The organism is Lysinibacillus sp. NPDC056232, from assembly GCF_042267565.1.
Classification (GTDB): Bacteria; Bacillota; Bacilli; order Bacillales_A; family Planococcaceae; genus Lysinibacillus.
In genome coordinates, this window is sequence record NZ_JBHJTF010000035.1 from 1 (window position 1) to 12,806 (window position 12,806).

General features: G+C 32.7%; 17 protein-coding genes. 5 read left to right on the plus strand and 12 right to left on the minus strand.

The window, feature by feature from the left end:
- Positions 1–144 (minus strand): helix-turn-helix domain-containing protein (locus ACFCYJ_RS20835; RefSeq protein WP_376076659.1); only part of this gene is annotated, 144 nt, incomplete at its 3' end.
- Between the two features lie 472 nt (positions 145–616).
- Between ACFCYJ_RS20835 and ACFCYJ_RS20840 the strand changes: the two genes are divergently transcribed.
- On the plus strand, positions 617–1,213 hold the full coding sequence (locus ACFCYJ_RS20840) for a hypothetical protein (protein WP_376076557.1): 597 nt from the start codon (positions 617–619) through the stop codon (positions 1,211–1,213).
- 18 nt (positions 1,214–1,231) lie between these two features.
- A complete protein-coding gene (locus ACFCYJ_RS20845; RefSeq protein ID WP_376076560.1) occupies positions 1,232–1,912 on the plus strand; it encodes a hypothetical protein in 681 nt (226 codons plus the stop codon).
- A 242-nt stretch (positions 1,913–2,154) separates the two neighbouring features.
- On the opposite strand, the gene ACFCYJ_RS20850 is transcribed toward ACFCYJ_RS20845, so the two are convergent.
- Genes ACFCYJ_RS20850 through ACFCYJ_RS20860 form a run of 3 tightly spaced genes read right to left on the minus strand, consistent with a single transcriptional unit; the run spans position 2,155 to position 3,380 of the window.
- Complete coding sequence (locus tag ACFCYJ_RS20850) at positions 2,155–2,664, minus strand: GrpB family protein (RefSeq protein ID WP_376076563.1); 510 nt, start codon at positions 2,662–2,664, stop codon at positions 2,155–2,157.
- Between the two features lie 4 nt (positions 2,665–2,668).
- Positions 2,669–3,115, minus strand: a complete 447-nt coding sequence (locus tag ACFCYJ_RS20855) for a class I SAM-dependent methyltransferase (protein ID WP_376076566.1) — start codon at positions 3,113–3,115, stop codon at positions 2,669–2,671.
- On the minus strand, positions 3,084–3,380 hold the full coding sequence (locus tag ACFCYJ_RS20860; RefSeq protein WP_376076568.1) for a class I SAM-dependent methyltransferase: 297 nt from the start codon (positions 3,378–3,380) through the stop codon (positions 3,084–3,086). Before ACFCYJ_RS20860 ends, ACFCYJ_RS20855 begins: the two co-directional genes overlap by 32 nt.
- A gap of 333 nt (positions 3,381–3,713) precedes the next feature.
- Between ACFCYJ_RS20860 and ACFCYJ_RS20865 the strand changes: the two genes are divergently transcribed.
- Positions 3,714–4,490, plus strand: coding sequence for an ABC transporter ATP-binding protein (locus ACFCYJ_RS20865; RefSeq protein ID WP_376076570.1), 777 nt, complete (start codon positions 3,714–3,716; stop codon positions 4,488–4,490).
- 2 nt (positions 4,491–4,492) lie between these two features.
- Positions 4,493–6,127, plus strand: a complete 1,635-nt coding sequence (locus ACFCYJ_RS20870; RefSeq protein WP_376076573.1) for a hypothetical protein — start codon at positions 4,493–4,495, stop codon at positions 6,125–6,127.
- Positions 6,128–6,176: 49 nt separating this feature from the next.
- Here ACFCYJ_RS20870 and ACFCYJ_RS20875 read toward each other — a convergent pair whose 3' ends face one another.
- The 4 genes from ACFCYJ_RS20875 to ACFCYJ_RS20890 all read right to left on the minus strand — a co-directional run bounded on the left by ACFCYJ_RS20875 (position 6,177) and on the right by ACFCYJ_RS20890 (position 9,226).
- A complete protein-coding gene (locus ACFCYJ_RS20875) occupies positions 6,177–6,791 on the minus strand; it encodes an ABC-2 transporter permease (RefSeq protein WP_376076575.1) in 615 nt (204 codons plus the stop codon).
- A gap of 4 nt (positions 6,792–6,795) precedes the next feature.
- Positions 6,796–7,653 carry an ABC transporter ATP-binding protein gene (locus ACFCYJ_RS20880; protein WP_376076661.1) on the minus strand — a complete coding sequence of 286 codons (858 nt, stop codon included), beginning with the start codon at positions 7,651–7,653 and terminating at the stop codon, positions 6,796–6,798.
- Between the two features lie 294 nt (positions 7,654–7,947).
- Positions 7,948–8,253 (minus strand): monooxygenase, encoded by a 306-nt coding sequence (locus tag ACFCYJ_RS20885; RefSeq protein ID WP_376076577.1) that lies wholly within the window; start codon positions 8,251–8,253, stop codon positions 7,948–7,950.
- A gap of 34 nt (positions 8,254–8,287) precedes the next feature.
- Positions 8,288–9,226 (minus strand): DsbA family protein, encoded by a 939-nt coding sequence (locus ACFCYJ_RS20890; protein WP_376076579.1) that lies wholly within the window; start codon positions 9,224–9,226, stop codon positions 8,288–8,290.
- A gap of 174 nt (positions 9,227–9,400) precedes the next feature.
- Here ACFCYJ_RS20890 and ACFCYJ_RS20895 point away from each other — a divergent pair, with 174 nt between their 5' ends.
- On the plus strand, positions 9,401–9,970 hold the full coding sequence (locus ACFCYJ_RS20895) for a TetR/AcrR family transcriptional regulator (protein WP_376076581.1): 570 nt from the start codon (positions 9,401–9,403) through the stop codon (positions 9,968–9,970).
- 74 nt (positions 9,971–10,044) lie between these two features.
- Here the strand turns inward: ACFCYJ_RS20895 and ACFCYJ_RS20900 are convergent, their stop codons facing one another.
- The 4 genes from ACFCYJ_RS20900 to ACFCYJ_RS20915 all read right to left on the minus strand — a co-directional run bounded on the left by ACFCYJ_RS20900 (position 10,045) and on the right by ACFCYJ_RS20915 (position 12,623).
- Entirely contained in the window at positions 10,045–10,995 is a 951-nt protein-coding gene (locus ACFCYJ_RS20900) for an alpha/beta fold hydrolase (RefSeq protein WP_376076583.1), read from the minus strand.
- A gap of 84 nt (positions 10,996–11,079) precedes the next feature.
- Complete coding sequence (locus ACFCYJ_RS20905) at positions 11,080–11,583, minus strand: GNAT family N-acetyltransferase (protein WP_376076584.1); 504 nt, start codon at positions 11,581–11,583, stop codon at positions 11,080–11,082.
- 41 nt (positions 11,584–11,624) lie between these two features.
- Positions 11,625–12,188, minus strand: a complete 564-nt coding sequence (locus ACFCYJ_RS20910) for a GNAT family N-acetyltransferase (protein ID WP_376076587.1) — start codon at positions 12,186–12,188, stop codon at positions 11,625–11,627.
- Positions 12,189–12,344: 156 nt separating this feature from the next.
- A complete protein-coding gene (locus tag ACFCYJ_RS20915; protein ID WP_376076590.1) occupies positions 12,345–12,623 on the minus strand; it encodes a CD3324 family protein in 279 nt (92 codons plus the stop codon).
- Positions 12,624–12,806: the final 183 nt, after the last annotated feature.

Here is a 12,806-nt window from a genome sequence, read left to right on the forward strand (position 1 = left end):
GATTCTACCTGCCTCATATTTTGAATATGTACTTTGAGATACAATCCCCTTTGACAGGATTAGTTGACTAAACCCTTTATTTTTTCGAATTTCTTTTAAAGTTTTCCCCCTATTCATTATTTTCACCTCGCATAATATTGTCATATGTAGAATACTTCTGAGTATTTTAGTATTTACCCTTTATATCTAACGAGAAAACATTAATTTATTATCATTTATCTGGATTATTGCAGGAATATGATGACTTAAGAGTATCAATATTAGCTTCCCATTCATACAACGTAAAGTTATATTCAATCTTCAACTCAATTTCAAGTTTGAAATCGAGTTTTTCTTATATGGTTTTGATTATTAGAGAAATATAAATGGCTTAGCGGTTGTTTAGATCTTGTACTTGTTAGTGAGCTTGTATTAGATTTTTATTCATAATTTGAAAATGTATTTTAGATACAATTTTAAATAGTTTTCTCGCTACCCATCCCCCCAAATATTCTATTCAGAATATTTTGTTAAATTACAAAGTTTTTCGTTTATATTTAAGAAAAGGTAGGTGAAACAAATATGAATTTACTATCAATTCTATCTTTCATCTGGATAATTGTAGGGGTGTGATTACATGAGAAAAACAATATTAACTCTCACTATTGCAGTAGTATTTTTAATATCCCTTTTAATTTATTATTCAAAATCAGATGCTGATGGAAGTTCAAATAATGATTTCTTCAATGAAGAATTTGATTTTTCTAGTTTTAATAAAATGAATGAGAAAATTACTGATGAATTTACTTTTCCAGGTTATGAGGAAATATTAGGTGAAAAAGGGGATATTGTCGTTGTACCAGATAGTATTACAGGTAACGATGAAAGCTTAGGTAAACAAGGCCTCTATCAGAGAAATAAAAAGTATGTTTATAAAAATCCAGAAAAAGGTGTAGTTATAATTTTAAGTATTACCGCGGCTGCAAGCAAATCTAATAATACATGGGAACACAGTATTTATTATACAGAGAATTTATTTAATCCTCAAAGTGGTGATTTATCTAAAACCTATCATGATAATTATCCTTCATCAGAGGTAGCACAGTACAGTTTTTTGGGAAATGGTTTTGCAATATCCGTACTTGGTATCTCTAATAACTTAACAAATCAAGAAGTTTTTACATTGAGTGAAACAGCCCAATTTGTAGATGCCTTAAGTACCTATCTAAACTAGAAATGGAGAGGATATATAATGAAACTAGAAAAAAAATTCAGCTTTATTTCGCTCCTTACACTTATATTTGGGTTAACTTTATTTATGAATAGTGGGATAGTCAAAGCTGAAGACATAATAAACCCAGATTCAATTACCATTGATGGTGAAATCGTGAAGGGTGATTTAGAAGTTGAAGAAACTGAAAAAACAGAAAATATAAATCAACCAAGATCATCGACAATTGTATATGTAAAAGATGGCTATGTTCCCAACACTCTATCATTTAAAAACTTAGGATGGGTAAATAAACATAAGCACTTTTTTAATACATCTGTAACAATACCTTCTGGTACTAATTACAAATATACATGGGAGCGTACAATAACTAAGTCTGCATCATCTTCTCATAATATAAGTAATTCACTTCGTCTACAAGGCGGAGCTAAATTTATTAGTGAGATAGATTATAAATTTGAATATGGCTATAGTAAATCATCAACAGTTACAATGACTCAAGGCACAAAATCAGAAACAAACATCACAAAACCTGGTACCTATCAGATAGATTTTTATATCAAAGGTATATACTATGATATAAAAAGTGATTGGAAGGCATATACAGTAGATAAACCTAAAGTACAAACTACAGTAACACGAAATTTAGGTTATTTAATTGAGCCTACTAATTATTTACATCTTGAAGTTACTAAGCAGTAAACTAATTTTAATCTAAGGCAAAGATGAATACTATAATACAAAACGGTTGAAGGCAAAATGAGTCCGTGACAAGGTGCTGCACCCGAAAAGTTAGAGTCAAAATCCAACTTTTCGGGTATTTTATAAAGAAATATTGCGATGTATTTAAACTAAAAACTGTAAGCAACTATTTAGAAGGAGTCCTTTCTTTCATCCTGCTCTTTAAACAATTAATCGTAATGCCTAATCTCAAAGCCTTTTATTCACAACATCTTAGCTTTTTGGATAATCATTTGGATAAACAGCTCTTTTTCCTTTGTATATGTCGATCGATCGAATCGATATTTAGACGCTAATTGATTTTTTAATACTGCATATTCATTTGCTAGTTGAGGGTGTGATCTTAGATAATCACGGAAAAGTAATTTTTCAATCCATTCATGACTGTTATATTCACAAATATGTAAATGGATTGTTCTCTGCCCCCACAATCCCTTTCTAAAAAATCTTCTATCCTTAAACTCTAGTTTCGGAACATATTCATAGTCAATTTCACTTAGAGAGTCTATGAAGGTCGGCACTTCATCTAAACTCTGTACACCAACAAGAATATCAATAATCGGTTTCGCTTTTAGTCCCTTTATCGATGTACTTCCAATATGCTCAATACGAATAGCACTATTACCTAAAGCTTTTCCAATTTTGTTTTGTTCAACTGCATATTGTTGTTCCCAATGTGGATTATATTCGGAAAGTTGAACCTTAACTCGCACAAGCTTACCTCCCCGTTAATTCTTTTTTAAATAAACCTACTAAAAATCCTTCTAAACCGAAATATTGATCTTCATCAGATATGGCTATCATTTTCCGTATTTCAATTTCTTCTAATGATTGAAATATTTCTTTTAGTTGATTTTTGGTATACCCTAATCCGCCTTCTAAACTACGTTTTATATATACTTCTTCATCTGAGATGGCTGAACCACCATATGCACCATGTTCCTCAAATGAGCATAAAGCGAAGTAACCATTAGGCTTTAATAATTTATGAATCAATTCAATATACGTCACACGACGATGAGGTGCTATATGATGAAAACAACCTGAATCATAAATAAAATCAAAGCTCTCTTCTTGTAGATTCAGTTCAAAAATATTAGCACAAATGAAATCTACATTTACGTCTGCTTCATCAACCTTTTTTTGCGCCCATTGCAATCCCATTAACCGATAAGTCGACACCAACAACTGAACAGCCTTGTTTTGCTAAGTAAATGGCATTTCGTCCTGCGCCACAACCTAACTCTAAAACTCTATTTGGCTGAATCACCTTTTTTTCAAAATAGCTTACTAGATTTTCATCCGGTTTATTAACAAAAAAAGGTACATTTTTAAATGTTTGATCATAAAATCCATCCCAAAAATTTTGCGGTTCACGTAATAAATTATCTAATACAACTAGCAATTGTTCATTTGATTTAACTAACATTTTACGCCTCCCGTTTGCACCTACCACATTTTCAAAAAACTAAATATTCTTTCTCTTTATCATAAGGCATTACCTCCTCTCTTTTAAAGTTAGACAGGAAATGAACCGGTTTCATTTTAAAAAGGGATATTTCCACATTTTTAAATGTTATATTATATTTATGGATATTTTATCTAAATTAATTACACTAAACATAAGATAAAGTGAACTTTAATCGGAGAGGAGGTGTTCTTCACACTCCACCGATTATTAGACTTCATCGATTGGGCTTTTACGGCGGTACCAGATAAATTACTGACCGATAATGTAGGATCAACAGAAAGGAGTTGCAACATGGAAGAAATCTTGACGATTACGAATTTGACGAAAAGTTATGGTAGCAAGGAAATTTTAAAAGGAATCGACTTACACGTCTCAAGGGGAGAAATCATTGGCTATATCGGTCCGAACGGTGCTGGTAAAAGTACGACTGTCAAAATCATTTTAGGACTTGAGGGTGATTACGGTGGAGAAATTAAGCTTTTTGGGGAGAATATCGGCAAAGACAGCATTGAATATAAACGAAAAATTGGCTATGTACCGGAGATAGCAGACGTTTATGATAATTTAACGGGTTATGAGTATTTAACCTTCATCGGCCAGCTTTATGGCCTTGAATTAGAAGTCGCTGCTAATAAATCAAAATCCTTAATGGAATTGTTTGGTGTTGGAGAAGCGTATCATTCCAGAATATCTTCTTATTCAAAAGGGATGCGGCAAAAGCTATTAATTATTGCTAGCCTTATACATAATCCCGACTTGTTATTTTTAGATGAGCCGATCAATGGATTAGATGCGAATAGTGTGATGATTTTCAAAGAAATTTTGACTCAACTGGCTGCCCAAGAAAAAACAATATTTTATTCCTCTCATATCATGGATGTCGTCGAAAAAATCAGTAGTCGTATCATCCTGTTGAATGATGGAAAAATCGCTGCTGATGGGACATTTGCCCAACTACAGGCAGACAATACTGAAGGAACTCTGGAAAGAATTTTCAACCAATTGACAGGCTTCCATGATCATCAGGAAATTGGCGAGAAATTCGTTTCTATTGTACAAGAGGTATGATCATGAAAGATTTCAAAATCCTACAAGTGCTTGATAAAATTCAATTTATTTTTGTGAAAATGGGCGTCGATTACGAAATCATGAGAAAGATCCTCCATATTAAACTAACAATGGATGAGCGTAAAGTACCGACAATATTTAACCAAGCATCAAATAAAAACAAAGAAGAGCAAAAATACGGCTACATCAAATCTTTATGGATTTATGTTTTATTTGGGCTTATGTTAATTCCCTTTATAGGATTTGGTCAAAACTATCTTTTCCAGATGAGTATTGCTTATGCCATGATTATTTTTATCATCATGACAACATTGATTTCTGATTTTTCTTCCGTACTTTTGGATGTACGGGACCGAAGCATTCTCTCGACCAAGCCTATCTCTGCTAGAACGATTAACGCGGCCAAGTTTATGCATATTTTCATCTACTTGACGTATTTAACTATTGCTTTTACAGCCATCTCCCTAATAGTTGGCCTATTCAGACAAGGAATTGTATTCTTTATTTTAACGTTGCTCTTACTAGTTTTAATTAATATTTTTATTGTCGTTTTAACGGCTGTTTTATATATTGCTATTTTAAGATTCTTTGATGGAGAAAAGCTGAAAGATATCATCAATTATGTACAAATCGGCTTATCCTTAATGCTGATGATTGGCTATCAAGTTCTTATTAGATCCTTTGAATTCGTCAATTTTGATATGGTAGTAACATTTCATTGGTGGAATGTTTTTCTCATTCCTATGTGGTTTGCCGCTCCTTATGAGTTACTGCTAAACGGTGACATCTCTTTATTTACAGTGATATTCAGTATTTTGGCTGTCGTCATGCCAATCATCTCGATATGGCTTTACCTAAAGCTAATTCCTACCTTTGAACGTAATCTGCAAAAACTATTAAACACAAGCAAATCGAAAAAAGAAAAGAACAATCGACTTAAGACGCTTTTGTTAACAATCATTTGTAGAACAAATGAAGAAAGAGCTTTTTACCGCTTCGCCTCCCTTATGATGAAACAGGAGCGAGAGTTTAAACTAAAAGTATATCCATCTTTAGGATTTTCATTTGTCATTCCATTTATTTTTATGTTTTCTTTTTCAAGGCACGAGGCTATTGATTATTCCGTTAGCATGGGCTATTTAAATATTTATTTCAGCATGCTAATTATTCCGACAGCTGTGCTTTTGCTCGGGCATTCAGGAAAATATAAAGCAGCTTGGATCTATAAAGTCTTTCCAATCAAAGATTATACAGACTTAAAAAAAGGTAGCTTAAAAGCATTTCTGATTAAGTTGTACATTCCATTGTATATTGTTCTGAGCATCATTTTCTGCTTCATTTATGGTACGAGAATTATCCCAGATTTACTGACTGTTTTAGTAGCAAGCTGCATGTATACCGTCATTTGTTACCTCGGCATCGGAAGTAAGATTCCTTTCACAAAGCCCTATAATGAAGTTGGCGATGCCCAGAGCTGGAAAACGTTTATATTGCTTCTCCCTTTAGGTGTACTGGCGGGATTGCATTACGTCATGGTTGCTTATATTTCTTATGGTGCAATCATTTACTTACTCGTGCTTGTCATCACGAATTTTATACTATGGAAACTTGCGTTTAAGCGTACGAAAACGGCATGAGTCTAGGCTCATGCCGTTTTTCTTCTGAGAACTTTTTCAAAAAAAAATTTTAAAAAGCTTTTCTCTCATATATACGAATAGATAGTAGCCACGACCCAATATACAATATAGCAATTGTAGGGATAGCTATTAAATACATTTGCGTTTCTTGTAAAGTTAGGAACTTTCGTATTAATTCCCTTAATATCTTATTTAAATCAGGGACTAAAAACTTACTCGTTACCAGATAGATGCCAATTAAAGCACCTGCAGCAAACACTAAATATTGCCTTTTAAATTTATAAAAGACTGGGAGCATGAATGAAATAGCGACCATAACAAGACCCATAATTAGCAATATAGCTTTCCACGAAAACGACGTTTCTTTTCCATTTAACAGGAAACTCCCTCCATAAGTAATAATTATAAATAGTGATGTAAATATTAATACACCTACATACCTTGAAGAAACAATTTCCTTTCTCGTATATGGAAGCGAATTGAGCAGAATATTAGCGTTATCTTTTTCATCGTAAGATAAAGCCATATTAATAAATGTTAGACTATATAAAACTACAATAGGAATTGGCGAAACATCTACCAATAAGTAGATTATTATAGTAGCAATGTAAAATATAATTACTTTCTTTTGTATTAATATATCCTTAAATATAAGGTTAAACATACAGTTACCATCCTTTCTTCGTATAATACATAATATCTTCAAGCGTTGGTTTTTCCACAATCACAGTATCCCCGAATATGTTTGCCACACGATTTTTATCAGCTGTTAATGCTTCAAAACCTGCATTCGTTTTTCTGATCGAAATAAACTCTTGTTCCGTTTCTTTATCCAATAAATCCAACTTCCCTTTGACAATGGCATATTCCTCTTCAATTTTATAAAATTCTTTCGTGAAAATATGTTCTCCTTTATGAATAAAGGTAATATAATCCGCAATACGATCTAAATCTGTTGTAATATGTGTCGAAAAGAAAATTGTTTTTTCCCCATCCTGCATTAACTCATGTAAAATGTTTAGTAACTCTCTACGAAATATCGGATCGAGCCCAGAAGTCGGCTCATCCATAATAATTAATTCTGCATGATGAGCTAGAGCAATAGCTAACGAAGCTTTCATCTTCATTCCCTTCGAAAAGGTCTTCATATTTTTATTCAATGGTAGTTCGAATTTTTCAACATAATGTTGAAAAGCGTTATCATCCCAGTTTTTATAGGCCGGTTTAATAATCTTTTTCATATCCTTTAACGTCATATTTTCATAAAAGACTTTTTCATCATAGACAAAACCAATACGTTCTTTTATTTCTTTTTCATGTCCCTTATATTTCATACCAAATAATGAAACAGTACCACTATCTTGCTGTAATAAGTTCATAATCAACTTGATCGTTGTTGATTTACCTGCACCATTTCCCCCAATAAATCCAGTTACATAGCCCTTTTTAACGTTAATAGAAAAATCCTTTACCTGAAATCCTTTAAACGCTTTATGAATATTCTGTAATTCAATGACATTTTCCATCATCCATCCTCCGTATACAATAATGTAAGCATTTCCTTGAGTATCCGTTTCTTTCGCGAAATGAACGAACTTTTTCCAACAGATAGAATACATCCGTATTTCTCAACTCTTCATAAAAATAATGTATATATACTCTATGTACAATATATACAAAATGGATTTTTTTTGCAAGTAATAAATTATTTTCAAGCTCAAAAAAAGAACATGAGATTGTTAATTTACAATCCCATGTTTTCAATTCCTAATTATTTAGTTAATAAAACTGCCAATGATGACCTTAATTAGCTTAAGTAACTATTTAATTGGCGCATTATTAATTGTTGATAATACTTCATTCACTTCGAAGATCTTCCCGCGAATATCGGTAACACCAAAACTTGTTAATCGTTCTGAATGCATGACTAAATATTTTTCAGCATCTGTTTTGGTTTCAAATAAATAGATCCCGCCAGATTCTTTAGTCGCAGCATTCTCAGTCCAAATCTTCCAACTCATCCCCGACTCTCCGTTAATACTTTTCGCTAAATCAACGAATGCCTTGGACATTTCTTCACCGAATGGCCCGTCCATTGTAAAATCAACTTGTAATAAATATTTCATGATTAAAACCCCCATTTTATATAAAATGACTCTTTTATTTCATTACAAAATAAGTTTCACCAAGTATTTCTTTCGCATCATAAGCAGTTGATGCAAGCTCTTTTTCAGCAAATATACTGATATCCTTTTGTTCAATATCATACATAACTTCAATCTCTTTCGAAAAAAGAAGCTGTTCTTTCTCAAGTAAACTGAAAAGTGCTGGCTGTTGTTTTGGCTGTAGTTCATCTAAATTAAGAACTTGTTTTAGCCCGGCAATATAAGAATCTAACGTTCGACTACCGACAATTTTTACACCTTTATTTTCTTCGTTCAACAGGATAATAGTTGGAAATCCTCTTACGCCTAGTTGTGAAGCTAACCCAAAATCTTCGTTTAATAATTGCTGTCCAATCGAAAGTTCGGCCTCTTTTACAATTTTTTCTCCATCCAGTCCAAGATTATTTACGATTGCAATTAAAACAGATTTCTCTGCAATATTTTGATTAAATACGAAAACGGCTTCTCTTGCACGGCGTAAAAACACATTTGCTAAATCTCCATTGTGCTTTTGAATTACTTTAAAAACCTTAGATGGAGGATAAGATGATTGAATGGGATTTTCAAGCCAAAGCGTACCATCAATTGGCATACGACTATGCTCACCAACCTCTCTCCAGTGTCCAGCCACATCTGATGGACTTGATATACCATTAGATACATCAGCAAAGCCAGCCCATTCTTCAAGCAAACCTCCCATTATAGTATGGAAATTAACATAATGACCGTATTGCTCTACAAAGCGACGAAGAACTGGCTCTAATGCCCAACAATGCGAGCAGATTGGATCTGTCACATAATATAAATCAATCGATTTCCTTTTTTGATTGAAATCGATCACCTCCATTTCATCATCTTCTGAAACACCACATACGCCCGTTTCTAAATCACAGATTAAATTATTATTGTTCGTCACCATACTCACCACTTTCATTTTAATATCTTTATAAATAGGAATACTTTGCTGTATCGTTTTCTAAAGAAGCTATTTGCTTTATAAGCGTATTTTAGTAAATAATGAAGTTCAGCAGTACCAATAGTTCTTTAGATTTGTCGTATATACAACACATCGAAGAAATTGTTTAAAAAGTAGGAGTGATACAAAAAAATGACTCAATCAAAGACTGACCCTCGTGTTCTTCGTACTCGCAAATTAATTATGGATTCTTTCATTGAACTTTCAGGTCAAAAAGAGTTTAAGGATATTACTGTGAAGGATATTACGACAGAGGCTATGATTAATCGCGCAACATTCTATTATCATTTTCAAGATGTATATGACTTATTGGATAAGGTATTATCAGAAGTATTATTAGTTAATTTAAATTGTAGTATCTTCGAAAAAAGCGATCTAAATGAAGAATCAATTATTCGTATTTTTACAGCCATAACGAACTTTCAAAAATCTTTATCTAATCGTTGTCATAGAGGATATGAAGATACCATTTCCCGTATCATTCGGGAGCATCTCGAAATTGTTTTTTACAAGATGTTATTAAAACAACATAATATGAAAGAGGATGCAGCGCTAAAAACTACCGCTGTCATACTAAGCTGGGGAATTTACGGTGCTTCTGTGGAATGGAGAAAAAATAGTATAGATAAATCCCCGGAGGAATTTATTAAATTGTCAATTCCTTATATATTATCTGGGATTACGTTAGATTCTAAAAACTAATGTGATTGGAGTTTCCCTATCACGTAAAAGTAGAGCATGTTTTGAAAAGATTGTTCAAAACATGCTCTGAAGATTTAACGATTTAAACTCTCTATATAATTTTCTGATTCGTCCGCTATTCGCTTAAATTCAATGTCATGAATATAATGAGAGCAATCCAATTTTATTAATGTGCCGTCTTTATGTTTACTAATGAAATCCTTTTGAAATTCATTCCACTCAGCTTCATTCCACCCTGTCCCTTGACCGTTTGAAGAGAACAAAAGCATTGGAACATTTGGGATTTCTGCCGCTCCTACCTTTTCGGCATTTTCCTTAATATGCTTAATTTCACTCACCATATTTTTAGTTACTGTTCTACGATAAAAAATCACTTTATACAATTCTTTTTCCTCATCTGTCAAAGTCCCATATTTGTTGGCATCACTTTCAGAAAGGCCCGGAATCCATCTAGTAAAACCAATATTAGCAGCAAAGGCACTTAAATGAACTAGAGGCATATTTATATCATAATCTTTATATGCAGCAGGAACAGCCATATCCAATCCTATAATTGCTTTAACTTCATTCGGATAGACTTGAGCCCAATACAATGCCTCAATACCAGACATAGAATGAGGAACTAAAATATATGGTCCTTCAACACCTGATTTTAATAGAGCTTCTCTTGTTTCTTGTAAAATAGTATCAATATCACGCTCAGAATCTGTAATGTCACTAAAGCCATACCCTGCCTTTTCAACGACAACGATTCTATATTTATCGCTTAATAATGAGTATAATGATTTAAAATCTAAAACAGGTGAGCTTGTGCCTCCCCCGGACATAAATACAAGCGTATCTTCTCCATTTCCTTCTATGTAGACATGCATCTGATGATCATTCACTTCTACCATTTTCCCTGTTGGCGTAAATAATTGATCTTCCTTTGATAATTTAATTTGATGAATAATATAACTTGTCGTAATAATTAACAAAAGTATCGCTGTAATAATTGAAAGAAGTATCATGATTCGTTTAAACATTATCTTTCAACCACCCCTCTTAGGATTTTTACTATCCAACAAGCCTGACTTAATAAATTTGCCCAACAGAAGACACCATGGCTTTTAGAGTTCCAAAAGATAATCGATAAACTGGAGCTTTTGGCCATTCATTTCGAACTCATCATCATCTATACAAACTTGTTTAAAACCATTCTTTTCAAGAACCCTTTGAGAGGCAATATTATTTGTTGTTGTTTTTGCTTTAATCTTTTTAACACTGATTTCTGTTTCTAATAGTAGTTTTAAGGCTTTAGCCCCTATTCCTTTTCCGCCATATTCTTTACCTATTCTATAACCAACCTCTGCTATATTATTCGTTGTATCTATATCTACTAAATTAATTCTTCCAATAATATTGCCTGCGTTGTCCCTTATTAAATAGAACCTTGATTTTTCTTCTTCTTGTTCTGCTAATAGCTCTCTATGTTTCAATTGAAACGTTTCAAAATTATAATAATCTTCTCCACGACTAGGTACCATTTGTTCAAAAAATTGTCTATTATTCTTTTCAAACTCTAATAATTTTTCTGCGTCACTTTCTTGTAAGCTATTAATTGATATTTTCAAGCTAACACACCCCTTTGTTCTTATAAAACTTATATATTCTTCTACGAAAACTCGGTATTCAACAAACTATAGATCAACATATCTTTGCATTCTCCTGTAACGCTATGGCATTCAAACTGTCTTAAGCAGCCTTCTTCCTTAAAGTTGAATTTCGACAATAACTGCTTTGAAGCTATATTTTCTTCAGAAACAATTGCCTGTATTCTTACTAGACCTAACTGATTAAATCCTATTGCTAATACTTCTTTAACAGCTTCCGACATAATGCCACGATGCCAATATTCTTCAGATAATTCATAGCCCATTTCAGCTCGTTTGCCTGCAAATTCACTCAAGAAAATGGTACCAATAATTTCATCCGTTTCTTTGTTAGCAATCGCAAAACGAATAATCCAACCTTCATCATAGCCTTTGTTCCAAAAATGAATTACTTCAGAACTTCTTTCTAAAGTCTCTGGTCCATTCCAATCAAGATAACGATATACATTTTCATTTGAATAATAGTTAAATAACGTAGGCGCATCCTCCAACTTCAACTTTCTTAATTTAATCCGTTCAGTTTGTACTGTTGGAAAAGAGGTTCCTAATAATTCGGTAAAGTTCATTTTTTTCTCTCCTTTTTTTGAATAAATATCAACATAAACTAAAGATGAAAATTCAAAAGAAGCTGATTAAATTATACCCAGCCTAGATTGCCTGAAAAAACCTCAAACATATTTCATAAAGGAAAATAAGCCAATGTGGTCTACTATCACATTGGCTTATTTTGTTCTTCTTTTCTCTTTTAGTACAATTCTTTGGATACTTTTTAATGACAAATAGTATTTTTCGCCCAAAGTAGCCGTATCCATTCCCAATAAATAATCGTTATAAATATTAAAGTCTCTTACATCCAATTCTTTTCTTGTCGCAGTATTGGATCCCCAGTCTTTTTTATGTTCTGCTCTTCGCGGTATATAAATATATTCACCATCAACATATTCTTGTACTAACTCTAGCAACTCAGCTGGTAGAATATGCTTTGCTTTTTTATAGCTCATATTTGCACTCCTAAATGTTAATATTTCTTAGGAAGAGCAAAGGCTATTTAATTCATCTTATATTGCAATAGCCTTTGCTATGCAAAAAAGTATACCTTCTCATCAAACAATCCCCCTTGTGTTTCTGTAATTTTAATCCATACTATACCATATAATCCAAAAATACAAAGAGGTTTTATAGAT

Bases quoted from the DNA above. Each gene is read 5' to 3' on its own strand.
- ACFCYJ_RS20840 (WP_376076557.1), top strand. From the start codon at position 617: ATGAGAAAAACAATATTAACTCTCACTATTGCAGTAGTATTTTTAATA.
- ACFCYJ_RS20845 (WP_376076560.1), top strand. From the start codon at position 1,232: ATGAAACTAGAAAAAAAATTCAGCTTTATTTCGCTCCTTACACTTATA.
- ACFCYJ_RS20855 (WP_376076566.1), bottom strand. From the start codon at position 3,115: ATGGGATTGCAATGGGCGCAAAAAAAGGTTGATGAAGCAGACGTAAAT.
- ACFCYJ_RS20860 (WP_376076568.1), bottom strand. From the start codon at position 3,380: ATGTTAGTTAAATCAAATGAACAATTGCTAGTTGTATTAGATAATTTA.
- ACFCYJ_RS20865 (WP_376076570.1), top strand. From the start codon at position 3,714: ATGGAAGAAATCTTGACGATTACGAATTTGACGAAAAGTTATGGTAGC.
- ACFCYJ_RS20870 (WP_376076573.1), top strand. From the start codon at position 4,493: ATGAAAGATTTCAAAATCCTACAAGTGCTTGATAAAATTCAATTTATT.
- ACFCYJ_RS20875 (WP_376076575.1), bottom strand. From the start codon at position 6,791: ATGTTTAACCTTATATTTAAGGATATATTAATACAAAAGAAAGTAATT.
- ACFCYJ_RS20880 (WP_376076661.1), bottom strand. From the start codon at position 7,653: ATGGAAAATGTCATTGAATTACAGAATATTCATAAAGCGTTTAAAGGA.
- ACFCYJ_RS20885 (WP_376076577.1), bottom strand. From the start codon at position 8,253: ATGAAATATTTATTACAAGTTGATTTTACAATGGACGGGCCATTCGGT.
- ACFCYJ_RS20890 (WP_376076579.1), bottom strand. From the start codon at position 9,226: ATGAAAGTGGTGAGTATGGTGACGAACAATAATAATTTAATCTGTGAT.
- ACFCYJ_RS20895 (WP_376076581.1), top strand. From the start codon at position 9,401: ATGACTCAATCAAAGACTGACCCTCGTGTTCTTCGTACTCGCAAATTA.
- ACFCYJ_RS20900 (WP_376076583.1), bottom strand. From the start codon at position 10,995: ATGTTTAAACGAATCATGATACTTCTTTCAATTATTACAGCGATACTT.
- ACFCYJ_RS20910 (WP_376076587.1), bottom strand. From the start codon at position 12,188: ATGAACTTTACCGAATTATTAGGAACCTCTTTTCCAACAGTACAAACT.
- ACFCYJ_RS20915 (WP_376076590.1), bottom strand. From the start codon at position 12,623: ATGAGCTATAAAAAAGCAAAGCATATTCTACCAGCTGAGTTGCTAGAG.